This window comes from Streptomyces sp. NPDC102278 (assembly GCF_044766345.1).
Lineage (GTDB): Bacteria > Actinomycetota > Actinomycetes > Streptomycetales > Streptomycetaceae > Streptomyces.
In genome coordinates, this window is record NZ_JBIWLV010000010.1 from 106,615 (window position 1) to 125,910 (window position 19,296).

The 19,296-nt window shown below is 70.1% G+C and carries 15 protein-coding genes and 1 pseudogene; 10 read left to right on the forward strand and 6 right to left on the reverse strand.

The window, feature by feature from the left end; all coding sequences use genetic code 11:
• Positions 1-153: 153 nt before the first annotated feature.
• Positions 154-1,473: an ROK family protein gene (locus ACIRO3_RS23765; RefSeq protein ID WP_404139899.1), complete on the reverse strand. Its 1,320-nt coding sequence runs from the start codon at positions 1,471-1,473 to the stop codon at positions 154-156.
• A 185-nt stretch (positions 1,474-1,658) separates the two neighbouring features.
• On the opposite strand from ACIRO3_RS23765, the gene ACIRO3_RS23770 reads away from it, so the two are divergent.
• Genes ACIRO3_RS23770 through ACIRO3_RS23785 form a run of 4 tightly spaced genes read left to right on the forward strand, consistent with a single transcriptional unit; the run spans position 1,659 to position 6,243 of the window.
• Positions 1,659-2,975 carry an ABC transporter substrate-binding protein gene (locus ACIRO3_RS23770; protein ID WP_404139902.1) on the forward strand — a complete coding sequence of 439 codons (1,317 nt, stop codon included), beginning with the start codon at positions 1,659-1,661 and terminating at the stop codon, positions 2,973-2,975.
• 13 nt (positions 2,976-2,988) lie between these two features.
• On the forward strand, positions 2,989-3,984 hold the full coding sequence (locus tag ACIRO3_RS23775; protein ID WP_404139905.1) for a carbohydrate ABC transporter permease: 996 nt from the start codon (positions 2,989-2,991) through the stop codon (positions 3,982-3,984).
• 31 nt (positions 3,985-4,015) lie between these two features.
• Positions 4,016-4,855: a carbohydrate ABC transporter permease gene (locus ACIRO3_RS23780; protein ID WP_361772474.1), complete on the forward strand. Its 840-nt coding sequence runs from the start codon at positions 4,016-4,018 to the stop codon at positions 4,853-4,855.
• 11 nt (positions 4,856-4,866) lie between these two features.
• Positions 4,867-6,243: a GH1 family beta-glucosidase gene (locus ACIRO3_RS23785; RefSeq protein WP_404139908.1), complete on the forward strand. Its 1,377-nt coding sequence runs from the start codon at positions 4,867-4,869 to the stop codon at positions 6,241-6,243.
• A gap of 217 nt (positions 6,244-6,460) precedes the next feature.
• On the opposite strand, the gene ACIRO3_RS23790 is transcribed toward ACIRO3_RS23785, so the two are convergent.
• Positions 6,461-6,706 carry a hypothetical protein gene (locus ACIRO3_RS23790; protein ID WP_404140315.1) on the reverse strand — a complete coding sequence of 82 codons (246 nt, stop codon included), beginning with the start codon at positions 6,704-6,706 and terminating at the stop codon, positions 6,461-6,463.
• 78 nt (positions 6,707-6,784) lie between these two features.
• A pseudogene (locus tag ACIRO3_RS23795) lies at positions 6,785-7,036 on the reverse strand (LacI family DNA-binding transcriptional regulator); the annotation flags it as partial.
• Between the two features lie 141 nt (positions 7,037-7,177).
• Between ACIRO3_RS23795 and ACIRO3_RS23800 the strand changes: the two are divergent.
• The 4 genes from ACIRO3_RS23800 (at position 7,178) to ACIRO3_RS23815 (ending at position 15,660) form a co-directional block, all read left to right on the forward strand.
• Positions 7,178-9,382 (forward strand): discoidin domain-containing protein, encoded by a 2,205-nt coding sequence (locus ACIRO3_RS23800; protein ID WP_404139910.1) that lies wholly within the window; start codon positions 7,178-7,180, stop codon positions 9,380-9,382.
• Positions 9,383-9,598: 216 nt separating this feature from the next.
• Positions 9,599-11,779: a discoidin domain-containing protein gene (locus ACIRO3_RS23805; protein ID WP_404139913.1), complete on the forward strand. Its 2,181-nt coding sequence runs from the start codon at positions 9,599-9,601 to the stop codon at positions 11,777-11,779.
• A gap of 176 nt (positions 11,780-11,955) precedes the next feature.
• Complete coding sequence (locus ACIRO3_RS23810; protein WP_404139915.1) at positions 11,956-13,041, forward strand: DUF1996 domain-containing protein; 1,086 nt, start codon at positions 11,956-11,958, stop codon at positions 13,039-13,041.
• A 180-nt stretch (positions 13,042-13,221) separates the two neighbouring features.
• Positions 13,222-15,660 carry a glycoside hydrolase family 3 C-terminal domain-containing protein gene (locus ACIRO3_RS23815; protein WP_404139918.1) on the forward strand — a complete coding sequence of 813 codons (2,439 nt, stop codon included), beginning with the start codon at positions 13,222-13,224 and terminating at the stop codon, positions 15,658-15,660.
• Between the two features lie 201 nt (positions 15,661-15,861).
• On the opposite strand, the gene ACIRO3_RS23820 is transcribed toward ACIRO3_RS23815, so the two are convergent.
• Together ACIRO3_RS23820 and ACIRO3_RS23825 are read right to left on the reverse strand one after the other, a co-directional pair.
• A complete protein-coding gene (locus tag ACIRO3_RS23820; protein WP_365999074.1) occupies positions 15,862-16,434 on the reverse strand; it encodes a snapalysin family zinc-dependent metalloprotease in 573 nt (190 codons plus the stop codon).
• Between the two features lie 325 nt (positions 16,435-16,759).
• On the reverse strand, positions 16,760-17,275 hold the full coding sequence (locus ACIRO3_RS23825) for a GNAT family N-acetyltransferase (protein ID WP_404139922.1): 516 nt from the start codon (positions 17,273-17,275) through the stop codon (positions 16,760-16,762).
• Positions 17,276-17,484: 209 nt separating this feature from the next.
• Here ACIRO3_RS23825 and ACIRO3_RS23830 point away from each other — a divergent pair, with 209 nt between their 5' ends.
• Positions 17,485-17,829, forward strand: coding sequence for a hypothetical protein (locus ACIRO3_RS23830; protein ID WP_404139925.1), 345 nt, complete (start codon positions 17,485-17,487; stop codon positions 17,827-17,829).
• Positions 17,830-17,899: 70 nt separating this feature from the next.
• On the opposite strand, the gene ACIRO3_RS23835 is transcribed toward ACIRO3_RS23830, so the two are convergent.
• Positions 17,900-18,271, reverse strand: a complete 372-nt coding sequence (locus tag ACIRO3_RS23835) for a helix-turn-helix domain-containing protein (RefSeq protein ID WP_361772297.1) — start codon at positions 18,269-18,271, stop codon at positions 17,900-17,902.
• 92 nt (positions 18,272-18,363) lie between these two features.
• On the opposite strand from ACIRO3_RS23835, the gene ACIRO3_RS23840 reads away from it, so the two are divergent.
• Positions 18,364-19,203, forward strand: coding sequence for an SDR family oxidoreductase (locus ACIRO3_RS23840; RefSeq protein ID WP_404139928.1), 840 nt, complete (start codon positions 18,364-18,366; stop codon positions 19,201-19,203).
• The last annotated feature ends 93 nt before the right edge of the window (positions 19,204-19,296 follow it).

A 19,296-nucleotide genomic window follows, 5' to 3' on the forward strand; every position in this document is an offset into this window, starting at 1 on the left:
TCGTCGAAGTGCCGTCTGCCCCGTAACGCCCGGCACGCCATGGCGCCGCCCCGCCCACCTCGCGGGCTGCGGGGCGGGCCGGGGGTTCGGCGTGCGTGGGTTCCGTGCGGGGGGGTTCGGCATGCGTGCGCACGGGTTCACCGTGTCCGGGTCTCAGTGCGCCGCCCGCTCCTGCAGCGTGGTGCGCCATGCGGGGAGCGGCTCCTCGCGTTCGGGTTCGGTGCGGTGGCCGCCGTGGGCGAAGAAGTCGGCGAGGGGCAGGATTCCCGCGCCCACGGTGACGGCGTCGGGGCCGAAGGTTCCGAGGTTGATGCGGACGTTGGCAGCCGGGTAGGACAGGGCGTAGGAGGTGGCGTAGGACCGTACGGAGTCCAGGAAGCGGGTGCCGAGCTGCAGGCCGGCCCAGCCGCCGACGAGGATGCGCTCGGGCTGGAAGAGGTTGATCAGGTCGGAGAATCCCGCGCCGAGGTACTCGGCGGTCTCCTCCAGCACGGCCAGGGCCGTCGTGTCGGCCTGCGCGCTGGTGCCGTCGGGGCCCGCGGTCGGGTAGGCGGCGGCCAGCATCGCGGTCAGGGCGGTCTCCTCGTCGGCCGGGGCCGGCGGGCGTCCACCGGCCTCGATCCAGCGTTCCAGGAGGGCCTCGGCACCGGCGTACGCCTCCAGGCAGCCCTGGGCGCCGCAGCGGCAGCGGCGACCGCGGACGCGCACGGTCAGGTGGCCCCACTCGATGGCGCGGCCGGTACGGGTGTCGTCGCTGACCACGCAGGCGCCGACACCCGAGCCGAAGAGCACGACGACCGCGTTGCGCGCCCCGCGTCCGGCACCGAACCACATCTCGGCCTGGCCGAGGGTTTTGGCCCCGTTGTCGATGTAGTACGGGACGGTGTCGGGCAGCAGGTGGGAGTCGCGCAGCATGCGCTCCAGGGGGACCGCGTCCCAGCCGATGGTCTGGCCGTGGACGACGGCGCCGTCCGCGGTCCTGGCCACGATGCCGGGGACGCCGATGCCGACGCCGAGGAGCCGCTCGGGTGCGATGTCGGCCGCCTGCAGTACCTCGACGATGCCCTCGCGCAGGTGCCGTACGACGACGGCGACGTCGTAGCGGTCGATGCGGCGGGGTCCCGCGACCTCCAGGGGGCGTTCCACGCGTGCGAGCTCGGTCAGGGCCAGGTCGAAGAGCTCGATGCGGATGCGGGTCTCGCCCACGTCCACGCCGATCATGTAGCCGCTGTCCGGGCGGACGCGGAGCAGGGTGCGGGGCCGCCCGCCGGCCGACTCGACGCTCCCGGCTTCCTCCACCAGGCCGTCGGCGACCAGCTCCGCGACCACGTTGCTGATGGATCCGGAGCTCAGTCCCGTGGCGGGGCCCAGGGAGAAGCGGCTCAGGGGGCCGTCGAAATACAACCGTTGCAAGACAGCGGTTCGATTCTCCCGCCGCAGGTCACGCACTGTTCGACCGCTACGTACTCGCACTCTGTCCCCTGTCTTCGAAGCCCGTACCTGCAAGATACCTGCGTGAACGCTCTTGACGAGTCCTTCGCTTGAGGTTTAACTCACATCCTAAATTAAGCCATGTGGTTGCGGGGGCGAACCGCGGAACGTCCGCCCCCCACCTCGCAGTCGGCCATCCCGTTCCTTCCTGAAAGGCCCATGGAGCCATGCGCAGAATCAGAGTCGCAGCGGTCGGCGCCGTCACCCTCTCCCTCGTCCTCGGGGCGGCCGCCTGTGGTGGCGGCTCCGCCGCCGGGAGCGGGTCCAACGAGCAGCCGAAGACGCTGACCTACTGGGCCTCCAACCAGGGATCGAGCCTGGAGGTCGACAAGCAGGTCCTCCAGCCGGAGCTCGACAAGTTCGAGAAGCAGACGGGCATCAAGGTCAAGCTCGAGGTCGTGCCGTGGGGTGACCTGCTCAACCGCATCCTGACCGCGACCACCTCCGGTCAGGGCCCCGACGTCCTGAACATCGGCAACACCTGGAGCGCCTCGTTGCAGGCCAGCGGTGCGCTGCTGCCGTGGGACGCCAAGAACTTCGAGAAGATCGGCGGCAAGGACAAGTTCGTCGAGTCGGCGCTCGGCTCCACCGGCGCCCAGGGCCAGGACCCGGCGGCCGTGCCGCTGTACTCGATGGCCTACGCGCTCTACTACAACAAGAAGGCGTTCGCGGACGCGGGCGTCACCAAGCCGCCGACGACCTGGGACGAGCTGGTCGCCACGGGCAAGCAGCTGTCCAAGGACGGCAAGGCCGGGTTCGGTGTCGAGGGCTCCAACCTCTCGAACAACATCCACCAGGTCTTCGTCCTGGGCAAGCAGCACGGCGCGGACTTCTTCACCGCGGACGGCAAGGCCGACTTCACCTCCGACGGCGCGGTCAAGGCCGTCAAGCAGTACGTCGACCTGATGGCCGACGCGCAGATCGTCGCCAAGGGCAATTCCGAGTACTCCCAGAACCAGTCGCTGAGCGACTTCGCCAAGGGCAAGACCGCCATGGTGCTGTGGCAGACCGCGTCGGCCACCTTCGCCGCGCAGGGCATGAAGGAGGACGAGTGGGGCGTGGTCCCCGCGCCCGTGCAGTCCGGTGCGCCGGGGACGGGCACGTCCACCAACTCCATGGTCGCCGGTATCAACATGGCCGTGTTCAAGAACACCAAGAACATCGACGGCGCCACGAAGTTCGTGAACTTCATGACAGGTGAGGAGGAGCAGAAGGTCCTCAACAAGGCCTACGGCTCCATCCCGCCGGTGAAGTCCGCGCAGACGGACCCCGCGTTCAACACCCCCGCTCTGGCCGTCCTGCGCGACACCCTCACCAAGAGCGCCGCCGCGCTCCCGCAGGTCCCCGAGGAGTCGCAGTTCGAGACGATGGTGGGCACCGCGGTCAAGGAGCTCTTCGCCGACGCGGCGGCCGGCCGACCGGTGACGCCGGAGTCGGTGAAGGCCAAGCTCGAGAAGGCCCAGCAGCAGATGCCCAAGAAGTAGGCACGGATATCTCATGACCACCACCGCACCCCCTCGTACGGGCAGGCGGACGGTACGGAAGAACCGCCCCGGAGTGGCGCCGCGCACGCGCCGCTCCGGGCGGCTGCGCCGCATCTCCCTGCCGTACCTGCTGCTGCTCCCCGCACTCGTCCTCGAGCTCCTGGTCCACCTGATCCCGATGGTCATCGGCATCGTGGTCAGCTTCAAGGAGCTCACCCAGTTCTACCTGCGCGACTGGGGCAACGCGCCCTGGGCCGGCCTGGACAACTACTCCCTGACCGTCGACTTCGACGCACCGGTCGGCGAGGCACTGCTGAGCTCCTTCTTGACCACGTGCCTGTTCACCTTCTTCTCGGTGGGTTTCTGCTGGCTGCTCGGCACGGCGGCCGCGATCTTCATGCAGGAGACGTTCAGGGGCCGGGGCATCCTGCGCACCATCTTCCTGGTGCCGTACGCGCTGCCCGTCTACGCCGCCGTCATCACCTGGGCCTTCATGTTCCAGCACGACAACGGCCTGGTGAACCACGTCATCCACGACCAGCTCGGGCTCACCGACAGCCCGCCGTTCTGGCTGATCGGCGACAACGCCTTCATCACCCTGCTGGTGGTCTCGGTGTGGAAGGGCTGGCCCTTCGCCTTCCTCATCATGATGGCCGGCCTGCAGAACATCCCCCGCGAGATCTACGAGGCCGCGGCCCTGGACGGGGCGGGCGTCTGGCAGCAGATCCGCCGCATCACGCTCCCCTCGCTGCGCCCGGTCAACCAGGTCCTGGTCCTGGTGCTGTTCCTGTGGACGTTCAACGACTTCAACACGCCGTTCGTCCTGTTCGGGAAATCGGCGCCGGCCTCGGCCGACCTCATCTCCATCCACATCTACCAGTCCTCGTTCCAGACCTGGAACTTCGGCACCGGTTCGGCGATGTCGGTCCTGCTGCTGCTGTTCCTGCTCGTGGTGACCGGCCTCTACCTCCTGTTCACCTCCCGAGGAAGGAGCGCCACCGATGACTGAGCACACTCAGGCGGTGCCGTCCCGGTCGCCCATGGCACCCCCCAAGTCGTTCGTCGTGAGCCGGCTGGTGTTCCTGACGCTCCTCACCGGGTTCGTCCTGCTGCCGGTGTACGTCATGATCTCCAGCTCGCTAAAGCCGCTGCAGGACGTGTCGGGGAAGTTCCAGTGGATGCCCTCGGGCCTGACCGTCCAGCCGTACTTCGACATCTGGAAGACCGTCCCCCTCGGCGACTACTTCATGAACTCGCTGATCGTGGCCGGGTCGGCGACCGTCCTCTCCGTCGTCATCGCGATCTTCGCGGCCTACGCCGTCAGCCGATATTCCTTCCGCGGCAAGCGCATCTTCACCGTCACGGTGCTGTCGACGCAGATGTTCCCCGGCATCCTCTTCCTGCTGCCGCTGTTCCTCATCTACGTCAACATCGGCAACGCCACCGGGATCGCGCTGTTCGGCTCGCGCGCCGGGCTGATCCTCACCTACCTGACGTTCTCGCTGCCGTTCTCGATCTGGATGCTGATCGGGTACTTCGATTCGGTCCCCAGAGACCTCGACGAGGCCGCCAAGGTGGACGGCTGCGGTCCGCTCGGCGCGCTGTTCCGCGTCATCGTGCCCGCCGCGATCCCCGGGATCGTCGCCGTCGCCGTCTACGCCTTCATGACCGCCTGGGGGGAAGTGCTGTTCGCCTCGGTCATGACCAACGACGCGACCCGCACCCTCGCGGTGGGCCTCCAGGGCTACTCGACCCAGAACGACGTGTACTGGAACCAGGTCATGGCCGCCTCGCTCGTCGTGAGCCTGCCCGTCGTCGGCGGCTTCCTCCTCCTCCAGCGCTACCTCGTCACCGGGCTGACCGCCGGCGCCGTCAAGTAGCCGCTCCTCCCATGATCTTCGAAAGGTCTGCTGTGTCGGATTCCATTGACCTCGGCGCCTTCCCCCAGGACTTCGCCTGGGGCACGGCCACTTCCGCCTACCAGATAGAAGGAGCAGTCAAGGAGGACGGCCGCGGGCCGTCCATCTGGGACACGTTCTCCCACACCCCGGGCAAGGTCGACGGCGGCGACACCGGTGACGAGGCCTGCGACCACTACCACCGGTGGCCCGAGGACATCGCCCTCATGAAGCAACTGGGCACCAACGCCTACCGCATGTCGATCGCCTGGCCGCGCATCGTCCCCGACGGCTCCGGACCGGTCAACGCCCGGGGCCTCGACTTCTACGACAAGGTGATCGACGGGCTCCTGGAAGCCGGCATCACCCCCTCGGTGACCCTCTACCACTGGGACCTCCCCCAGGCGCTACAGGATCGCGGCGGCTGGACCGTCCGCGACACCGCCGAACACCTGGCCACCTACACCACCGCCGTCGCGGAACGCCTCGGCGACCGCGTCACCCAGTGGGCCACCCTCAACGAACCGCTCTGCTCGGGCTGGATCGGCCACCTGGAAGGCCGCATGGCCCCCGGCCTGACCGACCTGACCGCCGCCGTACGCGCCTCCTATCACCTCCTGCTGGGCCACGGCCTGGCCACCCAGGCCCTCCGTGCCGCGGCACCCGGCGCGCAGATCGGCATCGTCACCAACCACTCCACGGTGGTACCCGCCTCCGACGACCCCGAGGACCTCGCCGCCGCCGTCCGCATGGACGGACACACCAACCGCTGGTGGCTCGACCCGGTCTACGGGCGCGGCTTCCCCACCGACATGCGCGAGCTGTACGGCGTGGAACTGCCCGAGCGGCCCGGCGACCCGGAGACCATCGCCGCACCCCTCGACTGGCACGGCCTCAACTACTACTTCCCCGCCACCGTCACCCACGACGCCCACGGCCCGGTCCCCTTCGCCCGCGAGGTCCGGCTCCCGGACGTACCGCGCACCGGCCTGGACTGGCAGATCGACGCCAACGGCATCGAATCCCTGCTGCTGCGCCTCACCAACGACTACGGCGTGCGGAAGCTCTACGTCACCGAGAACGGCTCCGCGTTCCCCGACACCGTCGGCCCCGACGGCGCGGTCGACGACCCCGAGCGCACCGCCTACCTCGAACAACACCTGGCAGCCTGCGCGCGCGCCGCCCGCCAGGGCGCTCCGCTGGCCGGGTACTACGCCTGGTCCCTGCTGGACAACTTCGAGTGGGCCTACGGCTACGACAAGCGCTTCGGCCTCGTCCACGTCGACTACGCGACCCAGCGGCGCACCGTGAAGACCAGCGGCCACCGCTACGCGGACATCGTCCGCAGTCACCGCCTGCTCGGCGCGTAATCCTGCGGCCGGCCCCCCGGCCGCAGTCCCTTTCTCCGCAACCCCCGTGGGCCGCCCCCGCTCACGCCGAACGTCCGGCCGGCACGACCAGCCGGGCGTCGGGCGGTACCGGCCGCGACGGCTCATCGGCCGGTACCTCATGGGCTGCGCCATCGCGGGAACCGGCCGGGCGTGGCGCCCGGGCAGGCAGGCGCCGTGCTTCACAGAGCGAAACGGTTCAGGCCGAGTCGCGTATCACCACCCGCGCGCCGTCTGCCGCGCCCTGGCCCGGGTAGTCCACTGCCTGTTCCCTGGCCACCTCGGACTCGGCGACCAGGATGACCGGGTGCATCGCGTGCGCCCGCAGGTACCCCACGGCCCCGCTGACCACCCGTCCGAAGAACGGGTCGGCCAAGACGCGCGAGGCGATGGTGTCCCCGGCGCCGGAGATGAGCAGCGCGACCGTCTCCGTCCGCCGGGTCACGAGCGACCGGGCTGCCCGGTTCGGCCGGTACCCCGTCTGCTCGACAGCGCGACGGACGAGATCTTGAATGTCGGGATCCACGTTGCGGGCGCGGTTGACCACCCGCGACACCGTGGCCCGGGACACTCCCGCCGTACGCGCCACGTCCTGCGGCGCCGGGCCTCGTCTGCTCGTACCCGCCACCCCAACGCGCCGCCTCGTCACGGCGGCCCGGCCCTGCGGGACGCCACGGCCGGCCGGCCTCGCGGGCTTGTGCCCGGTCGCCCGTACGGAGCCCCGGCCCTCCCTCCGCAGGCGCCGCCCACGCTTCCGGGCTGTCCCGTCACTCACCCCCCACGCGTCCCACCCCCATCCACCTCTGCACTTAATGAAAGACGAAAGAAAAGCGCTGCAAGGTTCTTGACCGGTCGATCGCGCGACGGGCAAGGTCTGGAGAGCGCTCTCCCGTTTCAGGTTCGTTAAGGAGCACCCATGCCTACTGGCATACCCGTCGACGCATCGCCACGCAGACGTCGTCCCGCCGTAACCCGAAGGGCGATCGCCGGGGCCGTCACCACCGCGCTCTTCGGCACCCTGCTCGCCCTCGCACCCCCGGCCCCCGCCGCACTGGCCGAGCCGGAACTGCTCTCCCAGGGCAAGGCGGTCACGGCCTCCAGCCAGGAGCACTACGGCACCCCCGCCACCGACGCCGTCGACGGCGACAACGGCTCGCGATGGGCCAGTGCCTCCTCCGACGCCCAGTGGCTGCAGGTCGACCTCGGGGCCCCGGCCGAACTCGGCAAGGTCGTTCTGCGCTGGGAGGCCGCCTACGCCAAGGCCTACCGGATCGAACTCTCGACCGACGGCGCCAACTGGACCACGGCCTACTCCACGACCACCGGCGCCGGCGGCAACGAAACCGTCAACATCACCGGGACCGCCCGCTACGTCCGCATGCAGGGCGTCACCCGGGCCACCGGCTACGGCTACTCGCTCTGGGAGTTCCAGGTGTTCGCCGCCGGCGGCACAGGCACCGGCCCGGTCCTGCCGGGCGGCGGCGACCTCGGCCCGAACGTGCACGTCGTGGATCCGTCGACCCCCGGCATCCAGGCCAAGCTGGACCAGGTCTTCCAGGAGCAGGAGTCGGCGCAGTTCGGCAGCGGCCGCCACGCCTTCCTCCTCAAGCCCGGTACGTACAACAACATCAACGCCCAGATCGGCTTCTACACCCAGATCGCCGGTCTCGGCCTGCGCCCGGGCGACACCACCATCAACGGTGACGTGACGGTCGACGCGGGCTGGTTCAACGGCAACGCGACTCAGAACTTCTGGCGCGGTGCGGAGGGTCTGACCGTGAACCCGGTCAGCGGCACCAACCGGTGGGCGGTCTCGCAGGCGTCCTCCTTCCGCCGCATGCACGTCAAGGGCGCACTCGACCTGGCGCCGAACGGCTACGGCTGGGCCAGCGGCGGCTACATCGCCGACTCCAAGGTCGACGGCCAGGTCGGCAACTACTCGCAGCAGCAGTGGTACACCCGGGACAGCTCCATCGGCGGCTGGTCCAACAGCGTGTGGAACCAGACCTTCTCCGGCGTCGAGGGCGCACCGGCCACCGGATTCCCCGAGCCCCGGTACACCACGCTCGACACCACCCCCGTCTCGCGCGAGAAGCCGTACCTCTACCTCGACGGCAACGCATACAAGGTGTTCGCGCCGGCCAAGCGCACCAACGCCCGCGGCACCACCTGGGCGGGCGGCACCCCGCAGGGCGAGTCCGTCCCGCTCGACCGGTTCTACGTGGTCAAGCCCGGCACCACCGCCGCCACGATCAACCAGGCGCTGGCGCAGGGCCTGAACCTGCTGTTCACGCCCGGCGTCTACCACGTCGACCAGACCATCGACGTGAACCGCGCGAACACCATCGTGCTCGGCCTCGGCCTCGCCACGATCATCCCTGACAACGGTGTCACCGCGATGAAGGTCGCCGATGTGGACGGCGTCCGTCTCGCCGGCTTCCTGATCGACGCGGGACCGGTCAACTCGCCGACGCTGCTGGAGCTCGGACCGCAGAACTCTTCCGCCGACCACGCCGCCAACCCCACCACCGTGCAGGACGTGTACATCCGCGTCGGCGGGGCGGGCGCCGGCAAGGCCACCACCAGCGTGGTCGTCAACAGCGACGACACCATCGTCGACCACACCTGGGTGTGGCGCGCCGACCACGGCGAGGGCGTGGGCTGGGAGACCAACCGCGCCGACTACGGGGTGCGGGTCAACGGTGACGACGTCCTGGCCACGGGCCTGTTCGTCGAGCACTTCAACAAGTACGACGTGGAGTGGTTCGGCGAGCGCGGCAAGACGGTCTTCTACCAGAACGAGAAGGCGTACGACGCCCCGAACCAGGCCGCCATTGAGAACGGCAGCACTCGCGGCTACGCCGCCTACCGGGTCGATGACTCCGTCAACACCCACGAAGCCTGGGGCCTGGGCTCCTACAGCAACTACAACGTCGATCCGACGATCATCCAGGACCACGGCTTCAAGGCCCCGGTCAAGCCGGGCGTCAAGTTCCACAGCCTCCTGACGGTGTCGCTCGGCGGCAACGGCCACTACGCCCACGTCATCAACGACACCGGGGCGTCCACCGTTCCGTCCGGGACCTCGACGGTCCCCTCCACGGTGGTCTCCTTCCCCTGAGTCGCCGTCCCTCCCCACCGGCTCCGGTGACCCACCGGAGCCGGGCCGAACTCCCCGGGCCCGGTTTCCGCCCTGTCGCCGTGGCCCGGGGGCACCACCGCTCGACCGGCCTCCGATGACCCGACGGAGCCGCGCTCAACTCCCCTGGACCAGGTGAACCGGCCTCCCCGCCCCGGACCAGGGGGCCCTCCACCGCCATTTACACCAGGAGCCGCAATGTTCACCCATCCCCCCTCCACCGGCACCCCACCCCGCCGCCGCACGCGCGGCGTGGCCGCCCTCGTCACCCTGGGCGCGCTCTTCGCGTCGTCGTTCACCCTGGCCGCCGCTCCCACCGCGGTCGCCGCCGAAACCCTGCTCTCCCAGGGGAAGACGGCCACCGCTTCGTCGAGCGAGGGCGAGGCCTATGCCGCGGCCGCCGCGTTCGACGGGAACCTCACCGGGACCCGCTGGGCCAGCCAGTGGCGCGACGCCGAATGGATCCAGGTCGACCTCGGCGCGAGCCGCAACCTCAGCCGTGTCGTGCTCACGTGGGAGGGCGCGTTCGGCAAGAACTACGAGATCCAGGTCTCGGACGACGGGACGAACTGGCGCACCGCCAAATCCGTCACCGGCAGCGACGGCGGCACCGACGAGATCGCCATCTCCGGCAGCGGCCGCTACGTACGGATGAACGGCCTGGTCCGCTCCGGCGGTTACGGCTACTCCCTCTGGGAGTTCCAGGTCTACGGCACCACCTCGGTGGAGCCCCCGGTCCAGGGCGCCGTGCGCGTGGCCGGCTCCCAGGGCAACTGGCAGCTGACGGTCGGAGGGCAGCCGTACACGGTCAAGGGCCTGACGTGGGGCCCGTCCTTCGCGGACGCCCCGAAGTACATGCCCGACGTGAAGTCCATGGGCGTGAACACCATCCGCACCTGGGGCACGGACGCGTCGAGCAAGCCCCTGCTCGACACGGCCGCGGCGAACGGGATCCGGGTCGTCAACGGATTCTGGCTGCAGCCCGGCGGCGGTCCCGGCTCGGGCGGCTGCGTCAACTACGTGACCGACGCCGCGTACAAGAGCAACATGCTGACCGAGTTCGCGAAGTGGGTGGACACCTACAAGTCGCACCCGGCCACCTTGATGTGGAACGTCGGCAACGAGTCCGTCCTCGGCCTGCAGAACTGTTACAGCGGCACCGAACTGGAGGCGCAGCGCAACGCCTACACCACGTTCGTGAACGACGTCGCCAAGAAGATCCACACCATCGACCCGGACCACCCGGTCACCTCGACCGACGCCTGGACGGGCGCGTGGCCGTACTACAAGCGCAACGCCCCGGACCTCGACCTGTACTCGATGAACTCCTACGGCGACATCTGCGGGGTCAAGCAGGACTGGGTGGACGGCGGCTACAACAAGCCGTACATCATCACCGAGACGGGCCCGGCCGGCGAGTGGGAGGTGCCGAACGACGCGAACGGCATCCCCGACCAGAAGACCGACGTCCAGACCGCCGAGGGGTACACCACCGCCTGGAACTGCATCACCGGTCACCAGGGCGTGGCTCTGGGCGCCACGATGTTCCACTACGGCACCGAGCACGACTTCGGCGGCATCTGGTTCAACCTGCTGCCCGACGGGCTCAAGCGGCTGTCCTACTACGCGGTGAAGAAGGCGTACACCGGGTCGACCGCGGGCGACAACACTCCGCCGGTCATCGGCAACATGGTCGTCGACCAGGCCTCCAACGCCCCGGCCGGCGGTGAGTTCACCGTCCGCGCCCACATCAGTGACCCGCAGAACGACCCGCTCACGTACAAGGTGTTCCTCAGCGGCAACTACGCGAACGGTGACAAGCGTCTGGTCGAGGCGCGGTGGCGTTCGACGGGCAACGGGACCTTCGCGGTCACCGCTCCCGAGAAGCTCGGCGTCTGGAAGGTCTACATCCAGGCCGAGGACGGCCACGGCAACGCGGGCATCGAGACCAAGTCCGTCAAGGTCGTCGCCCCGCCCGTCAGCGGCACCAACATAGCCCTGAACAAGCCCGCCACCGCCTCCTCCGCGCAGGCCTCCTACGGCGACTGCCCCTGCCCCGCCGGCAACGCCACCGACGGCAACACCACCACCCGCTGGGCCAGCGACTGGAGCGACCCCCAGTGGATCAGCGTCGACCTCGGAGCCTCCAAGGCGATCCGCACCCTGCAGCTGGTCTGGGACCCCGCCTACGCCAAGTCCTACGAAGTGCAGCTCTCCGACGACGGCACCAACTGGCGCACCGTCCACACCACCACGACCGGCAACGGTGACATCGACACCATCAACGTGTCGGCCACCGCCCGCCACGTGCGGCTGAACCTCACCGCGCGCGGCACCGGCTGGGGTTACTCCCTCCACGAGTTCGGCGTCTACAGCTGACCTGGTGACGGCGCGACCCTGACGGGTTCGCCCTCCCCCGGGGGGCCGGCGCCCCCACGGCTCTCCGGCTGCCCGGCGGCGGCCGGAGAACGGGTGGCGGGGAACGAGCCGCTTCCCGCCACCCGCCCATCGGCGGCAGCCCCACACCACCGCCACGAATACGGCAGGAGATTTCCATGACAGCACGTCCCAAACGGCTCTCCGCGCTCCTCCTCGGTACCACCCTCGTCGCCGGCCTCCTGAGCGTCGGCGCGATCGCCAACGCGACGGATCCCGGCAGTTCGACCTCCTCCTCGTCCGCCGCGTCACACAGCGGACACACCATGGCCGCCTCCCTCCAGGCGTCGGGCGACGACGCCGACGGGGACGGCTACATCCCGGCGGTCCCGCAGGTCACCGGCGTCACGCCGTCCGACAGGACACCGCCGCCCGCCTACCACCACGAGTTCCAGGCCGGCTGCTCAGTCACGCACACCGCGCCGGACGACCCGATCGTCTACCCGGGCCAGCCCGGCAGCTCCCACGACCACACGTTCATGGGCAACACCTCCACCAACGCGAACAGCACCACCGCTTCGCTCTACGGAGGCGCGACCGCGTGCAAGGCGCCCGCCGACGCCTCCGCGTACTGGATGCCCTCGCTCTACAAGGGCGATCGGAAGATCCTGCCCACCGGACCGCAGGTCATCTACTACAAGTCCGGCGTCACCGACTACACCAGCGTGCGTCCCTTCCCCAAGGGCCTGCGGTTCGTCGTCGGCAACCCGATGCAGAGCGCCCAGGAGTTCCGCAACCACAAGGGCTTCGTCGAAGGCTGGGAGTGCGGTGAGAGCTTCTTCAACACCGACATCCCGGCGAGCTGTCCGGACCGACCGGACGTCCAGCTCAACCTGCGGATGCAGGCCCCCAGCTGCTGGGACGGCAAGTACCTCGACACCCCCGACCACAAAAGCCACATGTCGTACACGGTCGTCAAGCCCGGCACCAACGACAACATGTGCCCGGCCTCTCATCCCGTCGCCCTGCCGATGATCGAGTTCAAGATGGCGTGGCCGGTCAACGGCGACATGTCCCAGGTCCGCCTCGCCAGCGGCCGCGGCTACTCCTTCCACTACGACTTCTTCAACGCCTGGGAGGAACGCACCCTCAAGGCCCTCGTCGACCACTGCATCGTCGGCGGCCTGCAATGCGACCCGCGCGGCTTCGACCTGTACCGCCCCGAACGCGGTGCCGTCCTGAACGCGGAGTACCGGCTGCCCTGACCCGGTCGGCCCTCCGTACCGGCCCGACTCGCCCCGTCTGAACGACGGGGCGGGCCGGGCCCCTTCTCTGTCGCCGAGGATTCGCCCTCATGGGGGGCTTGACGCTGGGCGCGGCACCGAACAAAGCTTGGGAGAGCGCTCTCCCGCAGATGAGTAGCGGAGCACGTGAATGGGGTGGGGATGAGCGAGGACATGCTCGATCGGCTGCTGGAGAAGCTCGATCTGGCGCAGAAGGTGCGGTTGCTGTCCGGGGCCACGACATGGCGGACGGCCGGCGAGCGGGCCATCGGGCTGCGCGAGATGGTGACGTCCGACGGTCCGGCCGGGGTGCGGGGCGAGGCCTGGGACGAGCGGCTCACCTCCGCGCTGCTGCCCTCGGCGTCCGCGATCGGCGCGTTGTGGGACGAGGACCTGACCGAGGAGCTGGGGGGTCTGCTCGCTTCGGAAGCGGTCCGCAAGGGGGTGGACGTGGTCCTCGCGCCGACGCTCAACCTGCATCGCACTCCGCTGGGCGGCCGGCACTTCGAGTGCTTCTCGGAGGATCCCGTCCTGACGGGCCGTACGGGTGCGGCGCTGATCCGGGGCATCCAGGCGGCGGGGGTGGCGGCCACGGCCAAGCACTACGTGGCCAACGACTCGGAGACGGGGCGGATGCACGTGGACGTACGGGCTTCCGAGCGGGTGCTGCGCGAGGTGTACCTGGCTCCGTTCGAGGCCGCTGTCGAGGCGGGTGTGTGGCTGGTGATGGCCGGCTACAACGGCGTGAACGGTACGACCATGACCGCCAGTCCGCTGCTGGCCGAACCGCTCAAGGGCGATTGGGGCTTCGACGGGGTGGTGGTCTCCGACTGGGGCGCCCTGCGTTCGGCCACGGAACCGGCGCTCGCCGCACTGGACCTGGCGATGCCGGGACCGCAGGGCCCCTGGGAGGCCTCCCTCGTCCAGGCCGTGAAGGACGGCCACGTCCCCGAGGCGGACGTCGACGAGAAGGTGCGGCGCCTGCTGCGGCTGGCCCGGCGGGTGGGGGCCCTGGAGTCGGACCGGCGCCCAAGAACCCCCGCGCTCGGTCCGGACGGGACCCGGTCGCTGCTGCGCCGTACCGTGGCCGCGGGATCCGTGCTGCTGACCAATCGCGGGGTGCTTCCGCTCGACCCGCTCTCCTTGCCCAGGGTCGCCGTCATCGGCGTGCACGCCGCCTGCCCGCGGGTGCAGGGCGGAGGCAGCGCGGGAGTGTTCCCCTCGCGCGTGGTCACCCCCCTCGAAGGGATCCGCGCCCGGCTGGACGGTCTCGCCGAGGTCGTGCACGTGACCGGTCCGGGCCCGGGCATTCCCCCCCCGCCTCTCGGTACCGGCTGGTGCAGCGACCCGCGCTCGGGGGAACCCGGTGTGCTGGTGCGCCTCCTGGACGAGGCGGGCCGTGAACTTCACGCCGAACACCGGCTGTCCGGAACGCAGTTGGAGCCGCCCGTGACTCCCGCCGCACGAACGGTGGAGATCAGTGCGCTCCTGCGGCCGCCGTCGACGGGACCATGGACCTTCGCCGTCGCCGGCTTCGGCCGCATGAGCCTCACCCTCGACGGCAGGACCATTCTGGACGGCGAGTTCCCGTGCACCACCGACGACCCGGCCGTCGTCCATGTGAACCCGCCCCGCCACACGGTGCGCGCGACCGTGGACACGACGGAACCCGTTCTCCTGACGGCCCGGCGTGAACTCGTCCCCGGAGCCGGGCGCGCCACGATCGTCGCGGCGGCGCCCCCGGAGCCCGACGCGGCGGCCGCGCTCGCCGAAGCGGTGCGGGCTGCCCGCGACGCGGACGCCGTGATCGTGGTCGTCGGCACGACCGAACACACGGAGACCGAGGGCCACGACCGCGGCGACCTCTCGCTGGGCGGCCACCAGGACGCGCTGGTCCGCGCCGTGGCAGCCGCCAACCGGAACACGATCGCCGTGGTCAACAGCGGCGGCCCCGTCGAACTGCCCTGGCGCGACGAGGTGGGCGCGGTACTGCTCACCTGGTTCCCCGGACAAGAGGCCGGTACCGGGCTCGCCGACATCCTGTTCGGAGACGCCGAACCCGGCGGCCGCCTCCCCACCACCTGGGCAGCCGCCCTGACCGACGCACCCGTCACCCACGTACACCCCGTCGACGGGCGGCTCGCCTACCACGAAGGCGTGCACATCGGGCACCGGGCGTGGCTGCTCACCGGCAGGCGGCCCGCCTACTGGTTCGGTCACGGCCTGGGCTACACCACCTGGGAGTACGGGACGGTCCACGTCCCGGCCGAGGTCACGGAAGGTTCCCCGTTCACGGTCCGCGTCCAGGTGCGCAACACGGGCGACCGGCCCGGCCGCGAGGTCGTGCAGGTGTACCTCGCCCGGCCGCACTCCGCCGTCGAGCGGCCCGTCCGCTGGTTCGCCGGCTACGCGGCGGTCCACGCGGAACCGGGCGCTTCGGCGGTCGCCGCCGTGCAGGTGCCGGCGCACGCGCTGCGGCACTGGTCCGAAGCCGAGAAGGCCTGGCGCACGGAGCCCGGGACCTATCAGATCATGGTGGGTCGCTCAGCCGACGACCTGGCGTGGAGGGGAGTGCTGCCGCTCCGGGGCCGGACGGGATGAAGACCGGACGAACGAGTCGTCACTGACGACCCCTCAAGATCCGTTGGCCTCGGCCTCGTTGTCAGCGCCGTGCATCTGTCCGGCTGGCGGTGGCCTGATCACCGCTGCCCGACGAAGGCGCGGGAGTGGACCGGCACGAGCGCCCGCCCGGAGTCCCGTCCGGCCAAGCCCCCGCACCGGCCCACCCGCCGACCCCGACGGTCAGGGGGCGTCGACGAGTACCCGGCCGTCGGTCGGCACGGTTGCCGCGAGCCCGTTCGCGTACGCGTTCTGCACGCGGGAGCGCTCCGTCGCGTTGGGCACGGCGTTGGTGCAGGCCGTCCCGGCGCTGGACCCGGACATCAGCTGGGAGCACGGTCCCGGCTTGGTGTCCGGGAGGCCCAGGCTGTGGCCCAGTTCATGCGCGGCGATGCGCGTCTTGTCGTACCCCTGGCTCACGGCCTGCGCACCGAGTTCGACTCGTACCTGTCGCCCCGGACGGACCGGGCCGAGGGTGGCCTGCGGCCAGCCGGTGGTGGCCACGATGACGATCTCGGCCCGGACCCCCGGCGCGGCCTCCACCAGCCGGACGTTACCGACGTTCGCGTTCCAGGAAGCGACCCCGGCCGCGATGGCCGCTTCCCAGCCGCCGGCCCGGCTGTCGTCGTAACGGAGCGTCACTACCGCCGCGCCGGCGTCCGGTACGGGGGCGGGCGCCGCGGTCGCGGCGGTTGCCGCCGCGAGGACCAGCGCGGCGGCGGAGGTGCCTGCTTTCAGCCAGGTGCCCAGAGACATGTCGTCTTCCTTCACGCGTGGGGGACCCGACCCCTCGGCGGAGCCGGGGCACTGGAGAAGCCGCCACCGCCCGCCCGTGACCCGCGCGTTCGGACAGCCGCCCCTCCTGAGCCCTAAGAAGGTAGCCCCGCACCCCACCAACCCGTCATGCACCTGCCGGCCAATTCCCGCAGGCACTCCGGCCGATGCCCGGTCAGCGGGCGGCGCCATCCAAGGGGCGGCACCATCCGGGGGGTGGCACCGTCCAAGGGGCGGCACCATCCGGGGGCCCGAGCGGACGCGCTCGACGCGGTCGTCATCCGGCCGGGTCGTACCCGCTACGGGATCAAGGGGTGGCGGCAGGCTTGGTGGAAAGGTCGATGGTGAACGTCACGCGGTCGAGTCCGGGGCCGTCGTAGTCGGCCTGCACGCCCGAGGACGTGAAGCCGAGCCGGGTGTGGAATGCCTGCGACGCCATGTTCTGCGGGCTGGTGATGCACTGCACGCACCGGCGTCCGTGTGCGCGCGCGAGGTCGAAGAAGGCCTGATAGAGCGCGCGGCCGACACCCCGTCCATGCAGCACCGGGTCGACGCCGACGAAGTGCACGTAGGCGGTTTCGGGGTCCGTCTGCGACAGGAAACCGACGAGGAAGGCGGCTACCCGACCGGCGTCATCCTCGACGAGGAAGCTGGTGGTGGTGAAGTGCTGGAAGTAGAGCCGGGGCAGCAACAACGCGCGTTCCCTCGAACCCTCTTCCCCTTTCAGGCCGGCCCACCAGTCGTCCAGAACGGCGAGCACACGCGGATGGTCGGTGACGGCGAGTTGTCGGGCTTTCAGACCCGCAGGGAGATCATCGATCATCGGTGCAGTCTGCCATCCCGCGTGGAGCCGCCCGGGTGCCGCGGTTCGCGGCAGGCTGTGTCCTCACGGGGCGAACCATGCCGAGACGGCATTCCAGTCATCGTCCAAACGGACCGCCATCGTCGGAGCCGTCCGGACAGGCTCGGTCCGGCGGATCAAAGGGGGTCAAGACGGAGGAACACGGATCAAGGAACCGTAGGCTTCAGGGCATGCACAGCACCCTGACGGAGCACGCCCGGTGTCAATACGGAGACGAGTACCGACCTACCCCGACGTGCGATGGCGACCACCAAGAGCGCTACTTCATCGAAGAGTTGACCTTTGCCGACGCCGATTCGATCCTGGCCATGCTGCATGAGCTGAGCCCGCACGTGGTCGACGGTCATCTGCCGGTCTGGGTTCGCAACCTTGCCTATCGACTCGTACTCCTGCAGCGACCGGACGAGCCGGCGCTGTTGCGGGAGGCCGCCGAGAACCTCTGGCTTCACGGACCGGACTGGGACAACATCGCGGCAGACCTGAAGCGGCGAGCCGACGTTCTGGAAAGGGACTGAGTCGAACGGACTCTGGCGAGCGCCGAGGAGTCAGCCAACGGGTCGCGGATGTGGACCGGTTGCTCCCGCGCTATCCCGCGCCGGGCGGAGACAGTCGCCGGGTGATCCGGTCGAACAGCTCCGTCAGCGGCTCGCCGATGTCCCGGCCGAACTCGGTCAGTCCGTAGGTGACCTGGGGTGGCGTCGTCGGTTCGACCTCCCGCCAGACCAGGCCGTCCTGAACCAGCGCGCGCAGCGTCTGGGCGAGCATCTTCTCGCTGATGCCCTGGATGCTTTCGCGCAGTTCGTAGAACCGAAGGCTGTTGCTCCGCAAGGAGATCAGCACCCAGATGCCCCACCTGCTGGTTACGTGGTCGACCACGTCGCGCGCGGCGCAGTCGGTGTGAAACACGTCATAGCGCTTCCCCGACTCGGCCCCTCTGTCCTGCACACCTTCCACCATGTCAGGAGCTTACTTCAAGGTATGTCCTTACGAAATGTGAGTCCGCGCTCCTAGCTTTGAGGCCTCAGAGGACAACTGACGAGGAGCTGACCATGATCGTGGTGACCGGGGCCACCGGAAACATCGGACGGCCGTTGACGCAGGCGCTGGCCGAGGCCGGCCGGCAAGTGACGGCTGTGTCGCGGCACACGGCGGCGGTGCCGAACGGCGCCCGCCACGTGGTGGCCGACCTGGCCGAACCGGCCGGCCTCAAGCCCGCACTGGCCGGGGCCGAGGCTCTGTTCCTGCTGCTGTCCGGCGACCTGCACGCCACTGGAGCCGGCCCCGCCGACATCATCGGCGAAGCTGTGGCCGCCGGGGTCCGCCGGGTCGTCCTGCTCTCCACGTTGGGCGTGGTGACCAGGCCCGCCGGCCGGACGCGGATCGCGATGCGCGCGCTGGAGGACACGCTGCGGGAGTCCGGACTGGAGTGGACCATCCTGCGGCCGGGCGGCTTCGCCTCCAACGCCCTGTGGTGGGCCGATTCCGTCCGTACGCAACGGGCCGTCGCCGCGCCCTTCGGCGACGTCGGTGTCCCCATCATCGACCCGGCGGACATCGCCGCGGTCGCGGCGGCCTGCCTGTTGGAGGACCGCCACACCGGCGGCGTGTACGAGCTGACCGGCCCGGAGGTGATCACTCCGCGCCGACAGGCGGAGGCGATCGCCGCCGCGTTGGGTTCGCCGGTGAGGTTCCACGAGCTCACCCGCGACGAGGCCAAGACCGCCATGACCCGGAGCATGCCGGCGGAGCTGGCCGACGACACTCTGGACATCCTCGGTTCCCCGAGCCCGGCCGAACTGCGCGTCAGCCCGGACGTCCGGCAAGTCCTCGGCCGGGCCCCGCGCCCCTTCGCCGACTGGGCCGCCCGCAACGTCGCCGCGTTCCGCTGAGACCGGTCAGCGCCGCCGGAACTGCCTACCTGCTCGGTGAGCGACCACGGGCGGCCCCGTGCGCGTAGGCCCGTGTCCGCACGGCGCCGGGTG

Bases quoted from the DNA above. Each gene is read 5' to 3' on its own strand.
- ACIRO3_RS23770 (WP_404139902.1), top strand. From the start codon at position 1,659: ATGCGCAGAATCAGAGTCGCAGCGGTCGGCGCCGTCACCCTCTCCCTC.
- ACIRO3_RS23775 (WP_404139905.1), top strand. From the start codon at position 2,989: ATGACCACCACCGCACCCCCTCGTACGGGCAGGCGGACGGTACGGAAG.
- ACIRO3_RS23780 (WP_361772474.1), top strand. From the start codon at position 4,016: ATGGCACCCCCCAAGTCGTTCGTCGTGAGCCGGCTGGTGTTCCTGACG.
- ACIRO3_RS23785 (WP_404139908.1), top strand. From the start codon at position 4,867: ATGATCTTCGAAAGGTCTGCTGTGTCGGATTCCATTGACCTCGGCGCC.
- ACIRO3_RS23800 (WP_404139910.1), top strand. From the start codon at position 7,178: ATGCCTACTGGCATACCCGTCGACGCATCGCCACGCAGACGTCGTCCC.
- ACIRO3_RS23805 (WP_404139913.1), top strand. From the start codon at position 9,599: ATGTTCACCCATCCCCCCTCCACCGGCACCCCACCCCGCCGCCGCACG.
- ACIRO3_RS23810 (WP_404139915.1), top strand. From the start codon at position 11,956: ATGACAGCACGTCCCAAACGGCTCTCCGCGCTCCTCCTCGGTACCACC.
- ACIRO3_RS23815 (WP_404139918.1), top strand. From the start codon at position 13,222: ATGAGCGAGGACATGCTCGATCGGCTGCTGGAGAAGCTCGATCTGGCG.
- ACIRO3_RS23820 (WP_365999074.1), bottom strand. From the start codon at position 16,434: ATGTCTCTGGGCACCTGGCTGAAAGCAGGCACCTCCGCCGCCGCGCTG.
- ACIRO3_RS23825 (WP_404139922.1), bottom strand. From the start codon at position 17,275: ATGATCGATGATCTCCCTGCGGGTCTGAAAGCCCGACAACTCGCCGTC.
- ACIRO3_RS23830 (WP_404139925.1), top strand. From the start codon at position 17,485: ATGCACAGCACCCTGACGGAGCACGCCCGGTGTCAATACGGAGACGAG.
- ACIRO3_RS23835 (WP_361772297.1), bottom strand. From the start codon at position 18,271: ATGGTGGAAGGTGTGCAGGACAGAGGGGCCGAGTCGGGGAAGCGCTAT.
- ACIRO3_RS23840 (WP_404139928.1), top strand. From the start codon at position 18,364: ATGATCGTGGTGACCGGGGCCACCGGAAACATCGGACGGCCGTTGACG.